Annotated in this window: 23 protein-coding genes; 3 read left to right on the top strand and 20 right to left on the bottom strand. The window is 36.9% G+C overall.

The genetic code is table 11. The annotated features are described in order from the left end of the window. Window positions 1-19: 19 nt before the first annotated feature. From ACZ5R4_RS15275 to ACZ5R4_RS15205, 15 genes are all read right to left on the bottom strand, one after another. Window positions 20-493 carry a small multi-drug export protein gene (locus tag ACZ5R4_RS15275; RefSeq protein WP_181397400.1) on the bottom strand — a complete coding sequence of 158 codons (474 nt, stop codon included), beginning with the start codon at window positions 491-493 and terminating at the stop codon, window positions 20-22. A 130-nt stretch (window positions 494-623) separates the two neighbouring features. Next, a complete protein-coding gene (locus ACZ5R4_RS15270; RefSeq protein ID WP_464367566.1) occupies window positions 624-1,514 on the bottom strand; it encodes an ROK family protein in 891 nt (296 codons plus the stop codon). Between the two features lie 33 nt (window positions 1,515-1,547). Continuing rightward, a complete protein-coding gene (locus tag ACZ5R4_RS15265; RefSeq protein WP_464367565.1) occupies window positions 1,548-2,987 on the bottom strand; it encodes a glycoside hydrolase family 1 protein in 1,440 nt (479 codons plus the stop codon). A 17-nt stretch (window positions 2,988-3,004) separates the two neighbouring features. After that, window positions 3,005-4,552, bottom strand: coding sequence for a response regulator transcription factor (locus ACZ5R4_RS15260; RefSeq protein ID WP_464367564.1), 1,548 nt, complete (start codon window positions 4,550-4,552; stop codon window positions 3,005-3,007). Continuing rightward, on the bottom strand, window positions 4,542-6,299 hold the full coding sequence (locus ACZ5R4_RS15255; RefSeq protein WP_464367563.1) for a cache domain-containing sensor histidine kinase: 1,758 nt from the start codon (window positions 6,297-6,299) through the stop codon (window positions 4,542-4,544). The genes ACZ5R4_RS15260 and ACZ5R4_RS15255 overlap by 11 nt, the downstream gene beginning before the upstream one ends. Before the next feature lie 37 nt (window positions 6,300-6,336). Continuing rightward, entirely contained in the window at window positions 6,337-7,185 is an 849-nt protein-coding gene (locus ACZ5R4_RS15250; protein ID WP_425454554.1) for a carbohydrate ABC transporter permease, read from the bottom strand. A gap of 39 nt (window positions 7,186-7,224) precedes the next feature. Then, entirely contained in the window at window positions 7,225-8,100 is an 876-nt protein-coding gene (locus ACZ5R4_RS15245) for a carbohydrate ABC transporter permease (protein ID WP_054860423.1), read from the bottom strand. A 48-nt stretch (window positions 8,101-8,148) separates the two neighbouring features. Continuing rightward, the gene (locus ACZ5R4_RS15240) at window positions 8,149-9,426 is read right to left on the bottom strand and encodes an extracellular solute-binding protein (protein WP_464367562.1); all 1,278 of its coding nucleotides are present in this window, start codon (window positions 9,424-9,426) and stop codon (window positions 8,149-8,151) included. 189 nt (window positions 9,427-9,615) lie between these two features. Beyond that, window positions 9,616-10,347, bottom strand: coding sequence for an ABC transporter permease (locus tag ACZ5R4_RS15235; RefSeq protein ID WP_109982873.1), 732 nt, complete (start codon window positions 10,345-10,347; stop codon window positions 9,616-9,618). Next, complete coding sequence (locus tag ACZ5R4_RS15230; protein WP_109982874.1) at window positions 10,348-11,058, bottom strand: ABC transporter permease; 711 nt, start codon at window positions 11,056-11,058, stop codon at window positions 10,348-10,350. It lies immediately after the preceding gene. Then, window positions 11,055-11,966: an ATP-binding cassette domain-containing protein gene (locus ACZ5R4_RS15225; protein ID WP_054860424.1), complete on the bottom strand. Its 912-nt coding sequence runs from the start codon at window positions 11,964-11,966 to the stop codon at window positions 11,055-11,057. Before ACZ5R4_RS15225 ends, ACZ5R4_RS15230 begins: the two co-directional genes overlap by 4 nt. 97 nt (window positions 11,967-12,063) lie before the next feature. Continuing rightward, window positions 12,064-13,446, bottom strand: a complete 1,383-nt coding sequence (locus tag ACZ5R4_RS15220) for a sensor histidine kinase (protein WP_109982876.1) — start codon at window positions 13,444-13,446, stop codon at window positions 12,064-12,066. Continuing rightward, a complete protein-coding gene (locus ACZ5R4_RS15215; RefSeq protein WP_109982877.1) occupies window positions 13,443-14,111 on the bottom strand; it encodes a response regulator transcription factor in 669 nt (222 codons plus the stop codon). Before ACZ5R4_RS15215 ends, ACZ5R4_RS15220 begins: the two co-directional genes overlap by 4 nt. A 186-nt stretch (window positions 14,112-14,297) precedes the next feature. After that, a complete protein-coding gene (locus ACZ5R4_RS15210) occupies window positions 14,298-14,888 on the bottom strand; it encodes a TetR/AcrR family transcriptional regulator (protein WP_109982878.1) in 591 nt (196 codons plus the stop codon). Window positions 14,889-14,893: 5 nt separating this feature from the next. Then, complete coding sequence (locus tag ACZ5R4_RS15205) at window positions 14,894-15,643, bottom strand: alpha/beta fold hydrolase (protein ID WP_277679817.1); 750 nt, start codon at window positions 15,641-15,643, stop codon at window positions 14,894-14,896. Window positions 15,644-15,879: 236 nt separating this feature from the next. On the opposite strand from ACZ5R4_RS15205, the gene ACZ5R4_RS15200 reads away from it, so the two are divergent. Continuing rightward, window positions 15,880-16,662, top strand: a complete 783-nt coding sequence (locus ACZ5R4_RS15200) for an SDR family oxidoreductase (RefSeq protein WP_054860427.1) — start codon at window positions 15,880-15,882, stop codon at window positions 16,660-16,662. 78 nt (window positions 16,663-16,740) lie between these two features. On the opposite strand, the gene ACZ5R4_RS15195 is transcribed toward ACZ5R4_RS15200, so the two are convergent. The 4 genes from ACZ5R4_RS15195 to ACZ5R4_RS15180 all read right to left on the bottom strand — a co-directional run bounded on the left by ACZ5R4_RS15195 (window position 16,741) and on the right by ACZ5R4_RS15180 (window position 20,088). After that, window positions 16,741-18,075: a hemolysin family protein gene (locus ACZ5R4_RS15195; protein WP_181397401.1), complete on the bottom strand. Its 1,335-nt coding sequence runs from the start codon at window positions 18,073-18,075 to the stop codon at window positions 16,741-16,743. 97 nt (window positions 18,076-18,172) lie between these two features. Then, window positions 18,173-18,625, bottom strand: coding sequence for a DinB family protein (locus ACZ5R4_RS15190; protein WP_109982880.1), 453 nt, complete (start codon window positions 18,623-18,625; stop codon window positions 18,173-18,175). 109 nt (window positions 18,626-18,734) lie between these two features. After that, window positions 18,735-19,172 (bottom strand): carboxymuconolactone decarboxylase family protein, encoded by a 438-nt coding sequence (locus ACZ5R4_RS15185; protein WP_054860429.1) that lies wholly within the window; start codon window positions 19,170-19,172, stop codon window positions 18,735-18,737. A 40-nt stretch (window positions 19,173-19,212) separates the two neighbouring features. Continuing rightward, window positions 19,213-20,088: an RNA polymerase sigma-70 factor gene (locus ACZ5R4_RS15180; protein WP_054860430.1), complete on the bottom strand. Its 876-nt coding sequence runs from the start codon at window positions 20,086-20,088 to the stop codon at window positions 19,213-19,215. Between the two features lie 147 nt (window positions 20,089-20,235). Between ACZ5R4_RS15180 and ACZ5R4_RS15175 the strand changes: the two genes are divergently transcribed. Together ACZ5R4_RS15175 and ACZ5R4_RS15170 are read left to right on the top strand one after the other, a co-directional pair. Next, window positions 20,236-20,685, top strand: a complete 450-nt coding sequence (locus ACZ5R4_RS15175) for a GNAT family N-acetyltransferase (RefSeq protein ID WP_054788749.1) — start codon at window positions 20,236-20,238, stop codon at window positions 20,683-20,685. A 130-nt stretch (window positions 20,686-20,815) separates the two neighbouring features. Beyond that, window positions 20,816-21,388 (top strand): hypothetical protein, encoded by a 573-nt coding sequence (locus ACZ5R4_RS15170; RefSeq protein WP_464367561.1) that lies wholly within the window; start codon window positions 20,816-20,818, stop codon window positions 21,386-21,388. 90 nt (window positions 21,389-21,478) lie between these two features. Here ACZ5R4_RS15170 and ACZ5R4_RS15165 read toward each other — a convergent pair whose 3' ends face one another. Beyond that, window positions 21,479-22,996, bottom strand: a complete 1,518-nt coding sequence (locus ACZ5R4_RS15165; RefSeq protein WP_277678656.1) for a nitrate/nitrite transporter — start codon at window positions 22,994-22,996, stop codon at window positions 21,479-21,481. Window positions 22,997-23,103 lie beyond the last annotated feature (107 nt).

Genomic DNA, 23,103 nt, shown 5'->3' with positions numbered 1-23,103 from the left:
AAACTATTCACCTCCATATTTATTGTGCTTGATTAAAAATATTTTCTAAAAATTTATTCTCCACGTTGAACCAATCAATACCGAAGTAGACAAGTAGGCCTAGCAATAGACTCCAAGCTGCGATACTAATAGTGATCCAGATCGATACCTGTTTTTTGGTTCCACCAAAAAGAAGTGCTAAAAATGCTGTTAAGTGACTACCGACAAAAAATGGTCCGAGTAAGGTTAGCCCCGGTAAGCCATATTTATCCCATATTTTTTTGGCCCTACCAGTTCGCTTCCCATCATCTTCCTTCTTTCTCCATCGTTTAACTTTTTCAATAAAAACGATGACGATGTAAACCGTGATCAGGTTTCCTCCGATCGCAAGGATAAATACCGGAATTGCTGACAAACCGGCTAAAATGGCAACTGGTGTAACAACAGCTGATTCAAAAAAAGGTACTGCTGCCAATAGAAATACAAGTATATAACCCCAAACTACGTCTAACATATTTATTCCCCCTAAAGTTATACTGTTTATATTGATATACACAGTATAACACCTTTTACAAAAAATGCAAACAGAAATATGAAAAAGGACGCTAATTAATTTGCGCCCTTTTTTCCTAAATAATGTTACTTTAATCATCTAAGCAATGTTTCTTAAACCCATATACTGCCCCAAGTAAATTAGCATGCTGTCGATGCTGGCAGGACTTGATTACTGGCTTCATTTTAGCAAGCCCAATACGTTCGATAATTCGATCCAATTTCTCATTCAATCTGTCTATCAATTCTTGCCGTGCACTTATTCCACCACCGATAAGAATTACTTCAGGGTCGTAAATATATTGTAGATTATAAATACCAACCGCCAACAAATGATAGAAACGATCTACTGCTTCTGAACAAATTTGATCACCAGCTTCTGCCATCTGAAACACTGCTTCACCTGAAAGCGTGTTATAGTCTTGATTTTTTGCTTTCGCTACTTTTTTTACTAAAGCTTTCGTAGAAGTAATCCGGCTCCATACACTGTCATCCTCTATAGAATCTGGATCTAAAAGCATATAACCAAATTCTCCACCATGCAGATGGGCTCCTTTATGCAAGACACCGTCCTTAATGATCGCACCACCGATTCCTGTTCCAATCACCATTACCATAAAATCACGAAGCCCTTGTGCTGCTCCATCCCACAGTTCTGCGTAAGCAGCACAATTGGCATCATTTCCTAAAAACACAGGCAAACGTAAAGTCTCTTCGATACATTTCTTTATATTTGGACCATGTAAATAACGAACAGCACTAGAACCATAGATAATCCCTTGATCAGATACAGCACCCGGACAACTAACCGCAACTCCGCTTATCTCATGGTAAGATGCTTTCACTCTTTTCATGAGACCTAATAATTCCTCTAATGAAGAAGGTGTTTTTTCTTTATAAGAAGTTAATATATTTGCCTTTTCATCGACGATTGCGGTTTTAACAAAAGTCCCACCTATATCTATAGCTAAATAGGTTTTCATTCACTTCACCTCAATTTGGGTAAAAGAAGATGCTTACTTACAAATATCATCATCTAATGCAAGAAATTCTCTTTCTTTAATGATTTGCTGATACCAATAAGCAGATTTCTTCAAATGACGATTCCGATTGTCTTCTAAATCTATTTCTACTAGACCATATCTATTTTTAAAGGCATTCATTGGGGAAACATTATCCGAAAATGCCCAAAGCATATAGCCTGTACAATTAGCGCCTTCCTTTACTGCTTTTAATAACCATTTTAAATGCTCAGCGATAAATTCGATTCGATAATCATCCTGAATAATATTGCTTTCATTTTTGAATCTTTTCTCATTCTCTACACCCATACCATTTTCCGCGATAAACCATTCGATGTTTCCATATTCCTCTTTCATTCGCATCGCCATATCATACATAATTTGTGGGTAGATCTCCCAACCACGATAAGGATTCATCTTTTTGCCTGGCATATCAAATTTTTCATAATAGTACGAAGGATGAAATGGGATAGCTTCATTCCATGCAGATGTCCTAGCTTGTACCCGATGTGGAAAATATAGATTTATGCCGACATAATCCACTGTATTATTTTTGATGATGGATAGTTCTTCTTCTGTATAATCAAAGGTGATTCCATGCTTATCCATTAGATCAAATAGCTGTTTCGGATACTCTCCTTTTATTGCCGGATCTAAGAAGGTACGATTAAAAAACAAATCATACATTTCCGCTGCTTTTTGGTCATGGGGAGCAGAAGAACGTGCATAGGTAACCTCTGGATTTAAGATGACGCCAATCTTTGCTCCATGCTTAGCCTTTAAATCCTTTTCTTTAAAAAGCTGCACTACTCTAGCAGTTGCCAGACCTTTATGATAGTTCCATTGCATCCATTTCTTTGTGTTTTGCTCAAACGGCCAACGGATCGCATCTAAGTATACCCTTGTTTGAACCACTACTGGTTCATTAAACGTAAACCAATGCTTTACTCGATCTCCATAGCGGTCGAATACCTTTTCTGCATATTTGACAAATAATTCGAGGACATGCTTGGAAGCCCAACCGCCATACTCCTCCAATAGCTTTGCAGGTAATTCATAATGTTCTAGACAGATCATTGGCTCTATACCATTGTCTATTAATTCGTTAATCACATCATCTATGTAATTGGCATATTCTTCGTCGACCGTTGCTGTTTCATAGTCTGTTAGGAAGCGTGACCAATTGATAGAAGTTCTGAAATGGGTTAAACCGATTTCCTTCATCAGCGCGACATCTTCTTTAAAGCGGTTTCTGAAATCTGTTGCAACAGCCGGCCCATATCCATTGTGCCAGACATTCTTGTTTTCTTTATACCATAGATCTAAATAGGAATCCTGTGTATCCTTCTTCCCTGACCAACCCTCTGATTGCCAAGCGGACAGAGCGGCACCTAAGATAAAGTCCTCTGGTATCTTTATTGCTACTTTTTCCATTACTACTACCTCCTAAATTATCTCTCTAATCTCGAAGAAGTTACTTGCCTGTATTTCGTAGGTGTCATACCGACAAACTTCTTAAAGACCTCTACAAAGTATTTATATTCATTGTAACCTACTTGTTCGGCTATCTCATGTATTTTAAATGGAGTTTCCATTAATAATCTCTTGGATTCCTCTACACGTAGGCCATTGACATATTCATTAAAATTTTTACCTGTTTTTTGTTTAAATAATGAGCTAAAATAATTTGGTGAAATATTGATAACATTAGCTACTTCTTGTGCTTTTATATCGGACGCAAAATACTCCTTTATATAGGCTATAGCCCGATCCATTAACCAATCATTATGATCCGGTTGCGTTAAATGGAAGCCATCAATAATCCTTTCAATGTCCATTAAGATCAATTCTCCTATCACTATAAAAGAGTCGACTAACAATATGTCTGGATCTTGATGAAATGCGAGCTTTATTCCACTAGGCTCCATTTGTAATACGTCTTGACATTGTTTCATAATAGCCTGTATTAACGCTCTCGCTACCTCAATCACATGTCCAAGAGTAATATGCTGCTCTTGGAAATAGTAGACCATTTGCTGAACGATGGATTGGATCTCTTCCATTTCAAGATGCAGAATCGCATTTGTTAGATTCTGCTCCATTTCCTTCGGGTAGGTAATCATTTTTACTTCTTTCGTTTTCTTTTCATAAAAAGCTAATTTTTCTCGCTTAATCGGCATTTGAAAAACGGCATCCACCATCTGAGATACTACGGAATGAAGCTGCTTGACTTGTACTGTGAAGGGACACAAGAAGATAAGATGATCCGATAACTGGTGTTGCATGTCTGTTAATAGTTGATCACTAGATGGGTTCTCCGTGTCAAAGAAGCATGTTAGTAATATATTAGATCGGATAAATAAGGAAACTCCGAGTCTACTATTTTTAGAAAGCATTTGATCAGCGGTTTGCTTCCAATTGTTTTTCAATTCCCGAAGTTCGTCCTCTGTGAACTTATTTATATCGAAATAATAATCCCACTTCATTGTCAAGATTATTTTCAGCTTTTGTTCCTTAAGTATCGGAGAGACTTGTGTTGGATTGGGGTATTCCAATACTTGTTCTATTAATGTGTTCAATAGAACATGCTGTTGCTTTTGCTCTTGCTCGTTTCTTTCTAATTTCATTTTCTTCATTAATTTATCCATAATGGTAAGTAGTTGGTCAATATCTACTGGCTTTAGCAAATAATCCTTTACCCCTAATTGCATCGCTCTTTGGGCATAGCTAAATTCATCATAACCACTAATCATGATTATTTCCGTGTTAGGGTAATACTGGCTAATATAAGTAGCAAGCTCCAAACCGTCTTTATTTGGCATTTTGACATCTGTTATGATAATATCTAACCCTTTATGTTCGTTGATTTTATTGATCGCATCCTCTCCGTCCATAGCAGTACCTACTACTTCAATCCCTTTTTCGTGCCATGGGATGGTGTTCGCTAATCCACGAGAAATTATTGGCTCATCATCAACTATTAACATACTATAGGTCATTATTTTCACCTGGTTCTTGTTTTTTTGCTTTTTCCTTTTCCAGTGTTAATGGAAGCTCTAATGTTATCCATGCCCCTTTGTTTCCTTTTTTGATCTCCATACCATATCCTTCACCAAATGCTAACCTCATTCGATCTCTTATATTTTGCAGGGCATATCCTCCATCAATCTTCGATAATGATTCTTCTTGAAAACCCCGGCCATTATCGATAACGTCGATGATCAGACTTCGTTCTCTTTTATATGCGCGTATATCTATTTTGCCTTGCCTTGGGAGATCCTTCAATCCATGAAGGATACTATTTTCTACTAATGGCTGTATTAATTGTTTCACAATCAGTGTGTCCTTCAATTGTTCCTCATAGTATATCGTATATTGTAATCGATCACCCATTCTACTTCGCTGAAGCTCCAAATAATTATCAAGATAAACCAATTCCTCTTTCAGTGAAACCCACATACTTCCTTTATTGAGATTCATCCGAAATATCTTCGACAGGCGTTCGATTAGTTGACTTGTTTCCATTGCTTTTTCCATTCTTGCAGTCCAACGAATCATATCTAATGTATTATATAAAAAATGAGGATCAATTTGATTTTGTAATGCCTCTAGCTCCGATTCCTTCTGCTTGATCTTCAATTTATATTCGCGATCAATAAACTTTTGTATCGTTATAACCATTTTATTAAACCTTAATCCTAACCTTCCAATTTCATCCTTTGAATGAACCGGAACCTTTGCCGAAAAATTACCCTTTTCCAATTGCTTTGTCTGTTCGGTTAATTCTAAAATTGGTTTCACATGCCAATTATAAAAACCAAAAAATGCGACAACACCAAGAACAGCTAATAGGACAACAAGATTAATCATTAATGTACGAACATTGTACAAGTTCTGCACTACCTCATCCTGATTAACTAGTATCACAGAAAACCAATTCGTTCCGGTTATTTTTTGCTTAACCAATAGATATTTTTCCCCACCTGTTTCATAGGTGAAATTTTTCCCCTGTTCATGTGTGACTAAGTCAATAATAGCTTGATTAGGATATTTATTTCCTACCAGATCACTATCAGGATGTAACACTACTTCTCCACTGTTGGATAAAACAAAGTAATTTCCTTGTTGTGTCATATCTACTTCGATATTTTTATATAATTCTGTTTCATTCAGACGGATTCTCGCCATCCCTATTGGTTGTGAAATCTTGTTAATGTCATTAATTTGTCTAGTTAAACTAATTACATGGTGCTCTCCAGACCATGCACTGTTTAATTTATACGTGTTGCTCCAAACTGGCTCCCCGCCTGTCGAAATAGCTAACTTTCTAAGTTCATTTTCATTTCCTTCGACCGGATTACCGAAATTCAGTAAATTATCTTGGTTAGTACTGACAAGTTTAATTGAATCAATATACTTATAGCTCATGATTTGAAAGGTAAAAAAACCTTTAATGGCATTTTCCGCTTCTCTGACCTTTGCTACGTCTTGCTTTGGTGTTGTGAAGAAGGTGCGGAAGCTCTCATCGTAAATCATATACGAGGTAATATTCTCGATAGTATTTAAGATTGCTACTAGATTTTCATCATTTTTTTCTAATCTTGCATTAATATTTTCCTCTGCTTGCTCCTTAAACACCTCGGTTGTTTGGTAATAAATAAGCGAACCAAATAGGATAGTGGGTAGTGTAATAAGTATTAAAAACACACTGATAAATTTTTTTCTTAATCCCCAATGACGAATCATTTACATCACCTTTAAACTCTTTTCTACCTATCATACACTATCCTTTTACAGCGCCTGCTGTCATTCCTTTTACAATTTCTTTTTCTAATAACAGGTAAAAGGCGATAATCGGAATCAAGGACATCGTTAAACCTGCCATTTGGGCACCATAGTTTGTCGTAAATTGACCAGCAAAACTAGCTAAACCGAGTGGCAATGTTTGGAGATTAGGGTCATTGATTAAGACTAGTGCAAATGAAAATTCATTCCAATTGTAAATAAAATTCAAGATCAGAACTGTAGCTAAGGCAGGACGCGACATTGGTAAAATAATCGACCAAAAGATTCGGAAAATACCACATCCATCCATAATCGCTGACTCTTCAATATCCTTTGGAAATGCCTTCATAAAGCTTGTTAGAATAAAAATCGTAATCGGCAGATGGAAAGCGATATATGGAAATATTAGCGTAATCGGTGTATTTAATAATCCGATATTACGCATTAGGATAAACATTGGTACTAATGTTGCATGGATAGGGATCAGCATACCAAATATAAAAAAGGTGTAGACGGCTTTGTTTAATTTAAAGGTAAACCTAGACAAAAAATAAGAGGTAACTGCACCGATTAAAACGGTTAAAAACGTTGCTGTTAAACAAATAAAAATACTATTAGAGAATAGTGTTCCTAAATTTGCCGTTTCCCAAGCACTGATATAATTTTCTATGACAAATTCTTTCGGAAAGCCGAATTGATTATTTGCAAACTCCTGCTCGGATTTAAATGAGTTAATCACCATCCATAGAATAGGATAGGCATTTACAAGTGCGAAGATGATGAGCACAACGTAAATCAGCGTTTTTTTCACCGGAAATTTTTTATGTTGATATGCTTTGTTTTCGATCGATTTTTCGTATGTGGACTGCAATAGGTCTCCTCCTCTCTATATCATCTTTTTTCCTAAAAGTTTGGTTACCGTATAGATTAAGATAAGGCTGAAGAAGAAAATAATGACTGATACTGCACTTCCATAGCCATATTGTAATTGATTAAATGTTTCATTAAACATATACAATGCCATTACATCTGTCGAATGGGCTGGTCCGCCATTTGTCATGACATAGATAAGATCAAATGTCTTTAAGCTTCCAGAGATACAAAGAATTACAGCAACAATAATGGTATCCCAAATCATAGGAATCGTAATGCTCCAGGTGGTTTTCCATTCGGAGGCTCCATCGATTCTAGCAGCTTCCAATACTTCTTCTGGGACATTTTGTAAGGCGGCTAGAAAAATGATTAAATACAGCCCAACAAACTGCCAAATGACAGTTACCAATACGGCAATCATGGACCATTTAGAATCACCGAGCCAATTCTGTGCTAAGAAATCGAGCCCAATCGTTCGCAATAATTCATTAATTAAACCATTTTCCGAATTATAGATTAAGCTCCATGTTATCGAAATAACGACCGTTGATAACACAACAGGTAAAAAACCGATCGTCCGGAATAACTTCAATCCTTTTATTTTTCTGTTGAGTAATAATGCAATGAACAACGCAATGGGTACTTGACCCAAAACGGAAGCTAAGACAACATAAATATTATTTTTCAAGGAATTCCAAAATAGTGGATCTTGGAACAATGCTTTAAAATTATCAAGACCAACATATTGCATCGCTGAAAAGCCATCCCACTCCATTAATGAATAATAAAAGGATTGAAGAATTGGTAAGATTGCAAAGATAAGATAGATGATCAATGCTGGTAAGATCCCCACCGTTATTGCTATTGTTTTATTTCTAGTTGCATGCATCCGCTCACCTCCATTAAGACAGGTTACATAGTGCAACCTGTCTCATATTTATTTGCCTTCATTTTCAGCTTGCATCTCTTTCGCAAGCTCTTCTGGTGTCATTTCACCTAAAGTAATGGACTGTAGCCCATTATTAATTAAATCGGTCAACTCCGGAGTTAAGGTAGCATCATAAACAGGAGCTAATCCCCCTTGTGCCAGCTTATTCGCTTCCTGAAATACTTGAGGAATTTCATCACCCATTTCAAGATCTGCAGGAACAATAATATTTGCCTCTAGTAACTGTTGATACATCTCTTCACTATAAAAAAACTTTAAAAATTTGAATGCCGCTTCTCTTTTTTCCTCACTTAAATCACTGTTTAGTGCAATACCTCCACCTGCAACACCTGCAATTTTCGCTGGATCTCCTTCTCCACCTTCAAAGCTTGGAAATGGAGCAACACCAATATTCTCAATATTTTCGGCACTTTCTAATATCGGGCCAATTGCCCATGATCCTGCAAAGTGCATAGCAGCATTACCACTTATAAAGTTATTGCGAGCCTGTGCCTCATCCAGTGTATTCATATCCTCGTTGAATGCTTTTATTTCCGTAAGCTCTTGGATGATAGACAATGATTGAACGAATTGTTCATTTTCAAACGTTCCTTCACCGTTTAAAGCTTGAGGTAAAAAGTCACTTCCAGTAAATCGATCAGCAATGGTCGAAATATATACAGATTGCAATGGCCAAATCGCTTTATTCCCTAGTGAAATAGGGGTGATATCCTTTTCATTTAATGCTTGGATTAAACCCTTTAAATCTTTATAGCTTTCCGGGAATGTGTCAAAACCTGCCTGTGCGATCATTTCTTTATTATAGAAGATCAAACTCGTTTCACTTATATTTCCTGGTATGGCATACTGATTGCCATCCACAGCATAATCCTTCATAATCCCTTCTGGAATTGTGTCTTTCCAATTATCGATAATATCATTTAAAGGTAGGAGCGCATCCCCTTCCACTAATGGTTTTATTCTTGCTCCTGGCCAAACACGGAACATGTCAGGCAATTGTTTACCCGCTGCTTGTGTACGAAGCTTTGTCTCGTACTGGTCATGTGGAATGGCTTCAATGATCACCTCAATATCTTCATTCTCTTCATTAAATTTCTCGACCATACTTTTATAGGCATTATTCTCTGGTCGATCCTCTGTCCAATCATTCCAAAGTGTTAATTCAATCACATCACTACCTGAGGTTTCTTCATTATTACTCCCTCCACATGCTACTAAGCCTAATAAAAATGCTGTACTAAATATCATAATGGCAAGCTTTCTCATTATTACCCCTCCTCTTTTTCTAAACGCTTACACAGATTGTAACTGCTTACAAATAAGTTGAATATCCTAGTAATTTATAAAAATATCCGAAAATTTATCCATCTTAATAGAACAAACCGCAAAAAGCCTTACTCATACTATTGTATCAGTAAGGCAAATTTTATTTTAATTTGATTTATTAATTATAATTTATACGGCCTTTCTTTGAAAATAAATATATCCACATAGGAAGAATAAAACAAAGCTACCACCCACAACGAGTAACAATTGATCCCACGGGATAAAGAACACATCCCCTTCCTTTCCACCTATATACATCATCATAAATGGTTGTCCCCATGGATAATATGGTCCATATGTTTCTGAATTAATAGCTAATATTGTCGGCAAAGTAAAAATAACATTCACCGCAAAGGGAGCAGCAAAGCTCTTGAATAACATAGACATCCAAAGCTGTAAGGCAACTAAAGGCAATGTCGCTACCCAACCACCAAAAATACTCTTCCAGACAATATCAATAGGAAATGGAGTGGTAAAGCCTTTTATCATCCCTACTGTATAGACACTAGCAAGATATAATAACTGAATCACCATGACTAAGAGCATCACGAGAGCATATTTGCTGATAAACACTTTTCCTCTTGTAACAGGCATGGCGAGAAGCTGCTTCCAGCCACCCGCTTGGTGCTCATATCGGCAAATAACGCTTGCCAGCACGCCTGTTATGAGAGGTAAAAATAATAATGCATAGGTGAAATTCATGCCCATTAAGGCGATATACCAATCATTTGCTACACCTTCCAGCAGGTCCATATTATAGGTTAAACCAATAAAAAGTCCAATGAGTGGACCGACAAAAATAATTGGCAAGATTTTAGATTTTCGTAATTTTAACCATTCCGAGCGTAATATTCCAACCATTTATTTGACATCCCTTCTTGCAAAATCTAACATACCAGCAATATACAATAAAAAGCCAACTCCGAGTCCGAGGAGTACGTTGATAATGGGATCTCCCCATTCATTTCTCAATGTTGGCCATTTCCATATCATCCAATCGGGTAAGACATAGGCAGAATAAGCGAAAATTACCCCCATAATACCTGTTGTGATGGGAATACCTTGATTTTTACTAACCGTAGCAATCCAAAGCTGTAGTGCTAGTACAGGTAAGGCTGCAACAACAGGATATAGACTTAATGTTAATATGGAGTTGTATGGTATATCACTCCCTAAACCAAGAAACAGACCAAAGCCAAATGTGAAAACCATGAGAAGTAGTGAGGAAACAACTAACAAAAAGGCTAGTACAGTGAATTTGGCTAAGTATACACTCCATTTCGAAACAGGGAGGGCAATTAATTGCTTCCAGGCGTTTGTTTCACTCTCAATACTTGTTAAAAAAGAAGTGAGGATCGCAATCCCTAACACGATGGCTAATGGAGTAAAGGAACTGACATTTGCTAAATAGTACTGCCAGTCATTTTCGCTCTGCTGGAGGAGATAATCCTTCCTCACTCCATAGTTGACCATTTGTAATGCAATGACTCCGAAAGGACCTAAAAAGGTTAAGAACCAAAATCCTTTCCGTTTAATTTTTAAAAACTCCACACTTAGCAACTTTTTTATCATCCAGCTTGCTCCTCCCTCGTCATTTGCAGGAAGATCTCCTCAAGTGATCTCTTTTCTTCTTCCACACGATAGATGGCGATGTCCTTTTGAACGAGGAAACGAATTGTTTCTGCCACTTTTTCATCGGTATGCTCGGTTAAGTAAATGATTTCGTCCTGGTAATCTACCTTTACTCCCTTTGCAAGTAAATATTGCCATGCCGCTTTACTATTACTTACTTTTAACGAAATCTTTTGTTTGGCTAACCTTCGCATTGCTTCAATCGAATCCTGAAAAATCATTCTCCCTTTTGTTACAATTCCCACCGTTGTCGCCATTTGATCAATTTCAGATAATAAGTGACTAGAGATAAGGACAGTCATTCCATGCTCTTCTGGCAATCGTTTGATTAGGTCACGAATTTCAATAATCCCTGATGGATCAAGACCGTTTGTTGGTTCATCTAGAATTAATAATTCTGGATAATTTAATAATGCTGCAGCAATCCCCAAACGCTGCTTCATTCCAAGTGAGAAGCCTTTTACTTTTTTATTGGCTACATCTGATAAGCGAACAATTCCAAGCACTTCCTTTATTCTAGATTTTGGTGTACCTAGTATTTTCCGCCATACTTCTAAATTTTCATAGGCTGTTAGATGAGGATAATAGGATGGATTCTCTACTAAGGAACCGACTTTTGACAAGATACTCATTCGACCCTTGTTCAGATCCTTCTGAAAAACTTGTATAGAGCCAGAGGTTGGCTTCATTAGTCCTAACAGCATCCGAATCGTTGTCGTTTTTCCTGCTCCGTTTGGTCCTAGAAATCCATAGACCTCTCCTTTTGGTATCTTCATATCCAGACCTTCCACTGCCATTTCTTTTCCAAATTTTTTGGTTAATTTTTTCGTCTCTACGATATATTCCATTTTTACTCACCTCTCTTTCTATGATAGACAGTCTAGGTTAAATTCTAGTAGGGGCTTCGTTTAAATTTTGTTTAAAAAATAGTGGGAAGAACTAGATTTAGCTCTTCCCACTATATAGTCGATCATTTATAATTTTCACCGTTGTTCCTTGCTCATTTGTGTCCATTGTCCAATCCAATTCCATTCCTTTTACCATTTTATCTACAATGGATAAACCTATTCCTGCACCCTTTTGATCAGAGTCTACTTTTAATCCGTGACCATGATCGGAAATGACCACTGCATCATAGTTAGCAACAGATTCTATCTTTATTTCAACATATTTACCACTGCTTGCATGACGTAATACATTTTGTAAAAGGTTGTCATAAATTCGAGTTAACCAGTTTGGATCTACATGCCATGTGTGATCCATCCCTACATCGATATCGACATGGACATGAAATCCTGCTTTTTCAAAGACTGGGTACCAGGAGGCTATACACTCTCTTGTAAAACGGGCGATATCTACTTCCTTGTATTCTAATTTGTATTTACTTGCCATTAAAAGCGTGTAAGACATTAGATTCTCAATAAGACGATCTATATTGTCCACAGAGGATGCTAATGTTCGAAGGGCATCCTGTGTAGTTGCCGGCAAATCCTGCTTGGTTAGTTTATAGGTTTGTGCATTGATTTTGGTTAAAGGGGTTCTTAAATCATGAGATAAATTGGCGATTAATTCCCTTCTTAACTCTTCCTCCTCTTGCTCTCGCTCCTTGCTATCCCTTAATTCGTCTACCATTTGGTTAAAAGTCTGTTCAAGATGACCGATCTCATCCTTTTTCTTCACATCAATCTTAATTGGTAGTCCGTCCACATCACGTATTTCCATTGCCTCTTGCAAATATAATAATCGCTTACGAATACCGCGAAAGAATAAAAAAGAGATGAAAATAAATAGAAGGATAATTACTATCATCCCAACAAATAAAATCGAACCGAACTTATCATACACCTTTTCTACTGGTGTACTAAAGTTCTCTCTTGGCATTTCAAACACAACGAGTCCATTCGCTTCACTGCCACCTGCAAATGCAATGACAGTAAATGGATTTCCATCATAACGATCTTTAATAAATTTTGCCGTATACGCTGCAGTCCATTGTTCTGGAAGCTTTTTGTCGACATGGAACTGTTCTTTTAGAATACCATTACCATCCACCCAGAACATGGCCGCTTCTGGAAATTGCTCTCCCCACTTCTGAAAATAATCGTTTATTTGTTTATCGGTAATGGCATCTAGCTGATTTGTTTCTTCATGCCACTTTTCTTCAATCCATTCAAAATCGTATTCTTCCCGAGCATCATTCTTTTCAAAGCTATCTGCTACACCTGCAATAAAGATAGCAATAAATAAATATCCAATCTGAACAATCGATATGGCTAACACAATAAGGAGCATGTATTTTGCTAAAAGAGATTGAAAAAACTTCCTCATACCTTCACCCGATAGCCGATGCCTCGAATGGTTTCAATAATCCTTGGCTTAGCCGGATCCTGCTCCATTTTTTCGCGCAAATAACGAATGTGTACCATTAGCGTTTTGTCCCCATCTATGTAAGGCTCCCCCCATACACCTTCATAAAGCTGCTCCTTTGTTAGAATTTGATTGAGATGACGAATAAAAAAATGAAATAAATGATATTGTTTGCCTGTTAGCTTGATTTCCTCACCTGTCTTCTTATTCATAATCATCATCGTTTTCACCTGAATGCTCAAATGTCCTATCTCAATCGTATCTTCACTTTTTTGGAATCGTCTTAACAGAACCTCTACTCTTGCAGCGAGCTCTTCTGGATGAAATGGCTTGGTTAAATAATCATCCGCAAAACTTAGCCCTTCGATTTTGTCCTCCACTGCAGATCGTGCAGATAACATGAGGATTGGTAAATCCTTTATCTCTTTTTTGATACGCTTCCCTATAGAAAAACCGTCCAGCCCTGGCAACATAATATCAAGGATTGCCATATCTATATTCGATAAATAGGATTCTAAATTTTCTCCAGACCGAAGCCATGTCACGTCATGCCCCTTTTCCGTCAACGCTTCTGTTACCCAGCTCCCAATTTCCTTCTCGTCTTCTATGTATAAAACTCGTGCCATTAGTGCCCTCCTTTTTTCTAGATATATTTTGCTATAAGATACCACCTATTTTCTCTTGTCACAAGCACTAAATGATCGCTTTTTTGTCTAGTTTTGGGAGAATAAGGACATTTCTAACATGGATTCTGCTTGAAATGTCCTTTACTTTTTGGGATGAGCGACTTTTGGGATTCAATTGTAGTGATTTTAATGTTTTTCACAAAATTCGCTGAACATCTGATCCTTTACTTCATCAATCGGAAACTGATCAGGGTATGTCGATATCATTAGCATGATTCCTTGAAGGGTGGAAGAAAAATATAAGGAACGTTTTCTCGGGGCTTCCACTCCTATTTTTTTAAATATTTCACATTGTAGTTCAAACTGCCTTGCATTTTCTTCTACAATCCGTTTACTGTATTGAAACAATTCTTGATCTGCCTCTGGCTGTGTTTGTAAATGCAGATAAAATCGGAACTCTTCTGGCTTTTCGTACACATTATCGACGGCCGAGTTAATAATATAGGCTAGCTGATCAAAAGGAGTAGTTTGGGCAATCGCAGTTTCCATCACCTCTGTTAATGCTTGGATTCTTAGATCCACCATCGTAGCAAGTAGCTCTTCTTTTCCTTTAAAATAATTATAAAGCAATCCTTTTGAAATATTTGCCTCTTTCGCAACATCGTTAATAGAGGTTGCGTGATATCCCTGTCTTATAAACAAATGCATGGCAGCACTTCTAATATTTTCTTTTGCTAATTGTCGAATACGTTCATTTTCCTCTGGTGTTCTTGGCATTTTATTTATCTCTCCATAAATTTAGTCATTTGCTGATAAAGCTTGTGAGGATGTGTTAGTGTAAGCATATGGTCTGCTCCAGAAATGGAAATGATTTGAGCATTCGTGCATTCACGAAAGTACTCTTTGACACGCAAGTTATCGGCGGACTCTTCCGTGCCAATTAAAAATAATGTGTCTGGCTTTAATTCTGCTAATCTCTCAAAAGCTGGTGGCTCTGGCCAAATCAACTCAAAGGAAGGCCAGTTAAAGGTTCGTTGTATATGATGACGAAGCATTTTTTCCGTTAATTCTCTTTGGGGACTTGCCTGAACCACTCGGTATAATGGTGCGCTCTGCGAAACCTCTATCATTTGATCAATATCAGGAGCCGCAGCTGTGATACTATTCATATATTCTATAAATTGATCGGAATAAGGAAAACCGGTTAATGCTGGGGCTAACAAAATTAGCTTATCTACTCTTTCAGGATACTCTAAAGCGAAGTCTGTTGCAATCTGTCCCCCCATGGAACGACCGACAACGGTTGCTTTTTTAATTTCCAGATGGTCTAGAAGCGATTTTACATCTTCTACACAACTGACATCACCTGTTGGATCTGGTGATTTTCCAGCACCACGACCATCGTAAGTAATAGCTTGATACCTTTGCGATAGCAATGGCGCTAGATAGGTCCATTCTCTTAAGTCTGCTCCCCCACTATGAATAAAAACGATTGGCTTTCCATTCCCACTTACTTCATAATACAAATTCATATTTAAATTCCCTCCTTATTTTTTTATAATTTTTTTATAATTTTATCATTGAATGAACGTTTAGTCAAAAATATTACTAAGTCAAATGACCGTTTACTGGAGCGGTTAGAAAATACTTTGTTCCCAAATGTGACGAGTATCGTCATCCTTTTTGTTGTTTTATTTTATCCTTCTAGTATATATCTTGTAGCTTTTCGTATATTAAGTAATAGTTTTTTAAAAAGGAGCGTAGATGAATGGAACGATTTCAAGATAAAGTAGTGATCATCACTGGTGGAGGATCAGGCTTAGGGCGAGCAGCTGCTCTACAAATGGCAAAGGAAGGAGCCAATTTAGTTCTTGTAGATGTGGATAAAGAAGGTTTGGAAACAAGCAAAAAAGAGATTCTCTCTGCTTCTCCTAATGCAACAATAGAACTCTTTGAAGCTAATGTTGCACATGAATCAGAAGTTAAGCAGTATGTCGAGCATACGATAAACACATTTGGAAAAATTGATGGATTTTTTAATAATGCTGGAATTGAGGGAAAGCAAAACTTAACAGAGGATTATGAAGTGGAGGAATTCCAACGGGTAGTAAAAATTAATTTAGATGGCGTATTTTACGGGATGAAATATGTCCTAAAAGAAATGAAAAGACAAGGATTCGGTTCAATCGTGAATACTGCCTCAGTTGGAGGTATTCGTGGTGTAGGAAACCAATCAGGTTACGCGGCAAGTAAACATGGTGTAGTAGGGTTAACTCGAAATTCAGGTGTTGAGTATGGACAATACGGTGTAAGTATAAAAGCTATTGCTCCAGGTGCCATTATGACACCAATGGTGGAAGGGTCACTGAAACAAATAGGTGGGGAAAATTGGGAAGAGGCTGGAAAAGAGTTTGTCAGTGTAAACCCTATGAAACGGTTTGGAAAACCAGAGGAAATTGGATATCTCGTTGCTTTTTTATTATCAAGTCAGGCGGATTTTATCAATGCAGCGGTGATTCCAATCGATGGTGGTCAATCTTATCAATATTAAAAACACTGCGAATGCCTAGTTATGTTTATACTTTCCAACCGTATAAAAAAGGATGGCCAAAAAAGTGCCATCCTCTTTTTACTGTGATTTTTCCTCGAAATCCTCGGTTTGTTCTACTCTAGTGATCAATACTTTATCTACTCGAACATTATCCATATCAATCACTTCTAGGAGAAGATCATTTACGTTTATTGTATCTTTTTCGCTAGGGATATTACCAATCTGATGGGTAATAAATCCACCTAACGTATGGAAATTTTTATGGTTGGTATTCCATAACGGGCCATCTTCTAAATCGAAATATCGAATAAACACATCAATGGAAACAAGACCATCTGCTAACCACGTCGTTTCATCTCTTTCAATAATTTGTGGATCAGGCTCATCCTCTTTTTCAGGCAAGTCACCAACAATGTTTTCTACAATATCATGAAGGGTGATAAAACCTTCGATACCTCCGTATTCATCGATCACTACTGCTTCATGCTGTCCAGTTTGCTTTAATGTCTCTAAAGCCCGGTATACCTTTACTGACTCTGGTAGAATAAGTGTTTCGGTAACGCAATCTGAAAGCTCAAAATGCTCATCTAGGATCATTTTTGAAAAGACATCCTTTGTATGAATAATCCCTTGGAAATTATCTAAGCTTCCTTTCCCTACTGGAAATTTAGAGTAGCGACTTTCATTAATTCTTTTTATGTTATCTTCAAAAGGTGCTTCTATATCTATCCAAACAAGCTGTGTACGGGGGGTTAAAATATCTCCTAAGAGTTTGTCGCCCAGGTAAAATATTTGTTCGACAAGATCCTGCTCGATTTCCTCTACTGTACCACTATATACACCTTGCTCAATTAATTGATTTATTTCTTCTTCCGTTACATCTGGTTCTTTTGTCTGCTTAATTCTCAATAGCTTTAGAACAAATTCAGTTGATTTACTTAAAAACCAAATGATCGGCCGCCCAATTTTTGAAAAAAAGTACATCGGCTTTGCAACAAGACAGGCTACCTTTTCAGGATTTCCCATCCCGATTCGCTTTGGTACTAATTCTCCAATAATTAGCGACAAGTAAGTGGAAAGGCCAACGACTAATGCAAAACTTAATTCATAGCTAAAAGCAGCAAGTGCATCGACTCGTTCTACATATACTGCCAATTGCCCTGCAATAGTAGCACCACCAAAGGCACCTGTTATCACACCGATTAAAGTAATTCCAATTTGAATCGTAGAGAGCAACTGATTAGGGTTTTCGGCTAACTTCAATGCATACCTTGCTCGAGCGTCTCCTTCATCTCTACGTTTTTCTAATCTGTTTTGTTTTGATGTTACAATCGCAATCTCAGTCATAGCAAAAATACCGTTTGCTATGATTAAAATAAGTACAATAACTATCGAAGTAACTATACTGTCCAAAAAAACTTCACCGTTCCTTTGATTATATGAAATTTTAGGGCTTACCTAATACTATAAATTATATCACATTATTGTAGTTTGGAACGGCACGAGTATGCTATCTAAAGAATGGCACATCCTTTACACCAACTAATCTTGCATAAATAAACAGTTGTCCTTTATGGTGTATTTCATGATCATACATTGCTAATAGATATTTTTTCTTTGTTCCTTGGAGCTTTGGATGTGTGGCATTATTTTGCATTTCTAATTCTTCCTCTGTTATCGATTGATAGGTTGCTTTCGTTTTTTCTGTAAAGCTGTTGACAGCAGCGCGTACTTCCTCCATTGTTTTGCATTCTGGAATATCTGGCGGTAGAAACTCCTCTGATTTCACCATGGAAACGAAAACATCATTCCAGCCAGTCACATGAAGAGCTAGTTCCCCTAATTCCATCGCACCCTCCCATGGTTTAAAATGAATAGCTTCATCATCTATTTGCTCTAATAAATTCACCAATACTTGGCGATGTTGAAGCCAGTCCTCCATCATGATTGTCGATTCACTCACTATTCTTCCCCCTCACCTTTTTCATACTTTTACATAAACTTATAAATTCGACGAGTAGTCAATTAGATCCTCTAAATTATAAAAAAAGGGGGATTTTTTTCCCTCCTTTTTATTCCGGCACATTATTATTCGCTATCGATAGTCGGTTCCAGCAGTTAATAGTAATAATTAAAGCAACTAAATCAATATACTGCTTCTCATTAAAGTACTGTCGAACGGTTTGATAAACATCCTCTGGCACTCCGTTTTCTCCAATCTTCGTTACTGCCTCTGTTAATTCTAAAGCCGCTCTTTCTTCCTCTGAATAGAAGTTCGTTTCTTGCCAAGCACTTAAGCAATAGATTCTTTGTTCTGTTTCCCCAAGCTTCCTTGCATCCTTTGTATGCATATTGATACAAAAAGCACAATTGTTCAGCTGGGAGGCACGAATTTTTATTAATTCTATTAGCTCTTCATCAAATCCTGTCTGCTTTTTGTACATTTCTAATTGGCGGATGAGCTTGACTAATTCTGGAGCTTCCTCCATATAGTTTATTCTTGGTTTCATCTATCTTCCTCCTTTTTTTGTCTTTCACTTATAAGACAAATTAGAAGGAGTAATTGTGACCTATTTTGTTTAATTTTTCTGGATTCATCACGACATAAATATTTTCAATACCATTTTTCGTATAATGGAATGTCAATATTTTTATTGGTTTACCTTGTCGTCTTTGGAGAATACCAATTTCACCATTTACATGAATCAAGCTTAGCTCACCATCGAAGGTACCTCTTTTATGAATTCCTCGTATATAAGCAGCAACACGGTGCTTGTCATAGATAGGATACATAGCAGAAAGTACTTTACCACCACCATCTGATAACAGGACAACATCTTTCGATAATTGGTCAATGAACGGTTCGAAATTACCACTATCTACTGCTTCTAAGAACAAATTAGCTAACTGGTGTACCTCTTCTTTCGTAGCTTTCGGTGCATTAATATTTTCTTGTAGCTTTCGCTTTGCCCTACTGAATACTTTACGACAGCTTTGTTCAGATCGCCTGAGTATTTCTGCTATACTTTTATAATCATAGGAGAGTATTTCACGTAATAGAAAAACACACCTTTCAAGCTCTGTCAGTTGATGTAGGAGAACAACAAATGCATACGAAATAGATTCTTCCTTTAGCAATTGTTCTAACGGCTCATTTACCATTGTTTCGACAATTGGCTCTGGAAGCCATGGCCCTGGATATACTTCTCGCTTTTTTCTAGCGGATTGTAGAAGATTAAGGCATTTATTTGTCGTCATTTTCGTTAAATATGCTTTTGGATCTTGAAGGGATGAAATGTCCATCTTTTCTAGCTGAACAAAAACATCCTGAACGATATCCTCCGCATCCTTAACAGAACCTAACATTTTATAAGCAACAGAAAATAGGAATGATTTGTATTCTTCATAAAATGTACGATGATCCATCTTCTTACCAGCTTTCCTTTATAATGTGGTTAATCGGTGAACAAAACATAAGATGAGGATTCATTTAAAATCACTATACCATTAGTGTGGATAAAGTTCCATTTACTGCTAGATACGCTAAAATGAAAAGAATACAGAGGTGATAAAATGATTAGAGAATTAGATGAAAAAGAATCATTACCTATGGATTTATTGCTTTTAGCAGATCCATCGGAAAAGCTAGTGACGGAATATGTAAAGAGAGGGAAATGTTTTGTCATGGAAGAGAAAGATTCCATTATTGGTGTCTATGTCCTGCTTCCAACTAGACCAAAAACAATAGAAATCGTAAATGTGGCTGTCGATGAAAGCTTTCAAGCAAAAGGTTATGGTAAAAAGCTTGTTCTTCATGCCATTCAAACCGCAAAGCAAGAGGGCTATAAAACAATCGAGATCGGAACAGGAAACTCAGGTGTTGTTCAATTAGCATTATATCAAAAATGTGGCTTTCGGATAACTTCGGTTGATCGCGATTTTTTCCTTCATCATTATGATGAACCGATCTTTGAAAATGGTATCCAGGTGATTGATATGGTGAGACTATCACAACAGTTATAAGGTCTTCTATCTGGCTTTAATCCTCTTAGGATTAGAATCTTTATAGGGAGTAATTCGTATAAATTATTTCATTCTCCGTACAATACTGATGTAAAGCTCATGTGATATCTTACATAGGAGGCCAGTAATAATGGGGTACAATGAATATTGGGAACAAATTTACAGTATTAGTGAAGAACTAAATTCTCTAATAACTGCTTATTGGAATGATTATTCCAATTTATCATCTTGGCAATTTTGGGTAGTTCTTTTCATCATGATAATACCTTTAGTTATACTTTACTTTACCGTTGATCGCCAAAGGATTTTTGAATTATTCTTTTTTGGTTTTATCGTACACATGCTTTGGTCATATTGTGATACTATTTTATCGTTATATAAGTATTTTGTTCATACCTACTTTCTAACACCTTTATTGCCTTATGCCCAAAACATGACCACTTCATTGCTTCCCGTAAGTTTTATTCTGTTATATCAATATTGTACGAAACACAAGAAGAATTTCTACTTGTATACATTGTTCTTAAGTGCTTTCTTTGCATTACTTGGTACCCCTATTGAAGAATATTTTGGCTTTGTAAAGTTTGATAAGGGATTGCTACCATTGCATATTTTCTTTATAGATGTAGCTATTGCTTATATTGCTTATTGGGGAACCAAATTCGTCTTAAGCCTAAACCAAAGAAGTGAAAAAAATAAATAAAAATTCTTTTCACTTCTTTTTATTTTTACATATTTAGAACCGCATTGAACTTCAGACCTTTTCACTTTCGGAAATGAAAGATTACGAAGGTTAGCTCTGCGATACTTTCGAATCCTTTTTATGCTCAGTTATATCAGAAAAGGAAGCGACATATCGAATGGGATCTCCTGCTTCGTCCTTCACTGTACTAATATTTAGCCATTCAAGATATAGTTCACCACTTTTTCGTTTGTTCCAAATCTCCCCTTGCCACTGGCCCTGTTCCTTCATTTCTTTCCACATCTTTTGATAGAAGGATGGAGATTGTTTGCCTGATTTTAAAACAGATGGGGTTTTTCCAATAATCTCTCCCTCATTGTAACCTGTTAATGTCGTAAAAGCAGGATTCACAGCGATAATTTTTCCATTCGGATGGGTAACCATAATTCCCTGTCCTGTAGATTTAAATACGTCATTTGAAATTTTCAGACGGTCATGGTAATACATCCATACAACTAATACTAAACTCGCCAAAGCCATTTGGGATAATAACATAAAACCAATCGCATAATGACCTGTGATGGAATGAACAATCGATAGGATAAGTGGTGGAAAAAATCCGCCTAAGCCACCCATCATCGATACAATCCCATTCACAATCCCTGCTTGATTCTGAAAATACATCGGCACTAGCTTAAATAGCACACCATTACCTATACCAGCAGAAACGGCAATCGCAATTGAGCCAATGGTATAAAGGCCAATCGAAGGCGAGAAAGCTAACAAAATAGCAGCAATCGTATATATCGTAAAAACGCCTGTCAATAAATACATTGGCTTAAACCGATCACCTAGCCAACCACCAAGTGGCCGAATGAATGTAGCTACTGCAATAAAACCAGCCGTTCTTAAGCCTGCATCTACTCGAGCCAATTCGAAGTTAGAAACGAGGAAGTTGGGTAAGTAGACCGTAAATGCGACAAAGGAGCCAAATGTAATAAAATAAAATAGTGAAAACAACCATAATTTTTCGTTTTTATATACACTTTTGATTTGTTCCATGATTGGTGTTTTCATTTTTTCTTCTTTTCGATCACCAAGGAAAATATTTAGTGCAATAAAAATAAGTAACAAAATCAAATACACTTTGACTGTTAAGGACCAACCAATTTGTGTGGCTACAACAGGTGCAGAGAACGTCGTTACCGCTGTTCCAATATTACCTACACCATACAACCCATTTACAAAACCTTGTTTTTCCTTAGGATAATATTTAGGAAGGGAAGTAACACCAACTGAGAAAACCGCACCACCTATCCCTAAGAAAAGACCACCTATCATTAAATCAACAAAGCTCGAAGCCTCACTAATATAAAATACCGGAAATAACAAGAGAATAAAACTTGTGATAAATACTATTCTGGCACCATATAAATTGGTAAAGTATCCGAGCGGGATTCGTAAAATGGATCCTAATATAACTGGAATAGCCGTTAGAATAGCAATACTCCCTGCTGGAATATGGATATCCTCAGTCATAAAAGGTACTAGCGAAGATATGAGCACCCAGACCATAAAACCTACGACAAGATTTAAGGTTTGCAATGGCAATTGTATTTTTTTCATGATTCACTCACCTTTACTTATGTTCTGAAAAGGTTTTTTAGATTCCCAATTCCATTGTATATTTTTCCTCGAATCAAATAAATTAGGGAGTTCCCCACTCAGATGAGGAG

The organism is Gracilibacillus sp. JCM 18860, from assembly GCF_055395245.1.
The sequence above is the reverse complement of the archived record's forward strand: the minus strand, read 5'-3'. Positions and strand labels throughout refer to the sequence as shown.

What these genes read in the sequence shown, in the direction of transcription:
- ACZ5R4_RS15260 (WP_464367564.1), bottom strand. Translation starts at nt 4,552, where the DNA reads ATGACCTATAGTATGTTAATAGTTGATGATGAGCCAATAATTTCTCGT.
- ACZ5R4_RS15180 (WP_054860430.1), bottom strand. Translation starts at nt 20,088, where the DNA reads ATGGATCATCGTACATTTTATGAAGAATACAAATCATTCCTATTTTCT.
- ACZ5R4_RS15215 (WP_109982877.1), bottom strand. Translation starts at nt 14,111, where the DNA reads ATGGCACGAGTTTTATACATAGAAGACGAGAAGGAAATTGGGAGCTGG.
- ACZ5R4_RS15240 (WP_464367562.1), bottom strand. Translation starts at nt 9,426, where the DNA reads ATGAGAAAGCTTGCCATTATGATATTTAGTACAGCATTTTTATTAGGC.
- ACZ5R4_RS15185 (WP_054860429.1), bottom strand. Translation starts at nt 19,172, where the DNA reads ATGAAACCAAGAATAAACTATATGGAGGAAGCTCCAGAATTAGTCAAG.
- ACZ5R4_RS15210 (WP_109982878.1), bottom strand. Translation starts at nt 14,888, where the DNA reads ATGCCAAGAACACCAGAGGAAAATGAACGTATTCGACAATTAGCAAAA.
- ACZ5R4_RS15270 (WP_464367566.1), bottom strand. Translation starts at nt 1,514, where the DNA reads ATGAAAACCTATTTAGCTATAGATATAGGTGGGACTTTTGTTAAAACC.
- ACZ5R4_RS15175 (WP_054788749.1), top strand. Translation starts at nt 20,236, where the DNA reads ATGATTAGAGAATTAGATGAAAAAGAATCATTACCTATGGATTTATTG.
- ACZ5R4_RS15200 (WP_054860427.1), top strand. Translation starts at nt 15,880, where the DNA reads ATGGAACGATTTCAAGATAAAGTAGTGATCATCACTGGTGGAGGATCA.
- ACZ5R4_RS15235 (WP_109982873.1), bottom strand. Translation starts at nt 10,347, where the DNA reads ATGGTTGGAATATTACGCTCGGAATGGTTAAAATTACGAAAATCTAAA.
- ACZ5R4_RS15245 (WP_054860423.1), bottom strand. Translation starts at nt 8,100, where the DNA reads ATGCATGCAACTAGAAATAAAACAATAGCAATAACGGTGGGGATCTTA.
- ACZ5R4_RS15275 (WP_181397400.1), bottom strand. Translation starts at nt 493, where the DNA reads ATGTTAGACGTAGTTTGGGGTTATATACTTGTATTTCTATTGGCAGCA.
- ACZ5R4_RS15225 (WP_054860424.1), bottom strand. Translation starts at nt 11,966, where the DNA reads ATGGAATATATCGTAGAGACGAAAAAATTAACCAAAAAATTTGGAAAA.
- ACZ5R4_RS15220 (WP_109982876.1), bottom strand. Translation starts at nt 13,446, where the DNA reads ATGAGGAAGTTTTTTCAATCTCTTTTAGCAAAATACATGCTCCTTATT.
- ACZ5R4_RS15255 (WP_464367563.1), bottom strand. Translation starts at nt 6,299, where the DNA reads ATGATTCGTCATTGGGGATTAAGAAAAAAATTTATCAGTGTGTTTTTA.
- ACZ5R4_RS15265 (WP_464367565.1), bottom strand. Translation starts at nt 2,987, where the DNA reads ATGGAAAAAGTAGCAATAAAGATACCAGAGGACTTTATCTTAGGTGCC.
- ACZ5R4_RS15205 (WP_277679817.1), bottom strand. Translation starts at nt 15,643, where the DNA reads ATGAATTTGTATTATGAAGTAAGTGGGAATGGAAAGCCAATCGTTTTT.
- ACZ5R4_RS15170 (WP_464367561.1), top strand. Translation starts at nt 20,816, where the DNA reads ATGGGGTACAATGAATATTGGGAACAAATTTACAGTATTAGTGAAGAA.
- ACZ5R4_RS15230 (WP_109982874.1), bottom strand. Translation starts at nt 11,058, where the DNA reads ATGATAAAAAAGTTGCTAAGTGTGGAGTTTTTAAAAATTAAACGGAAA.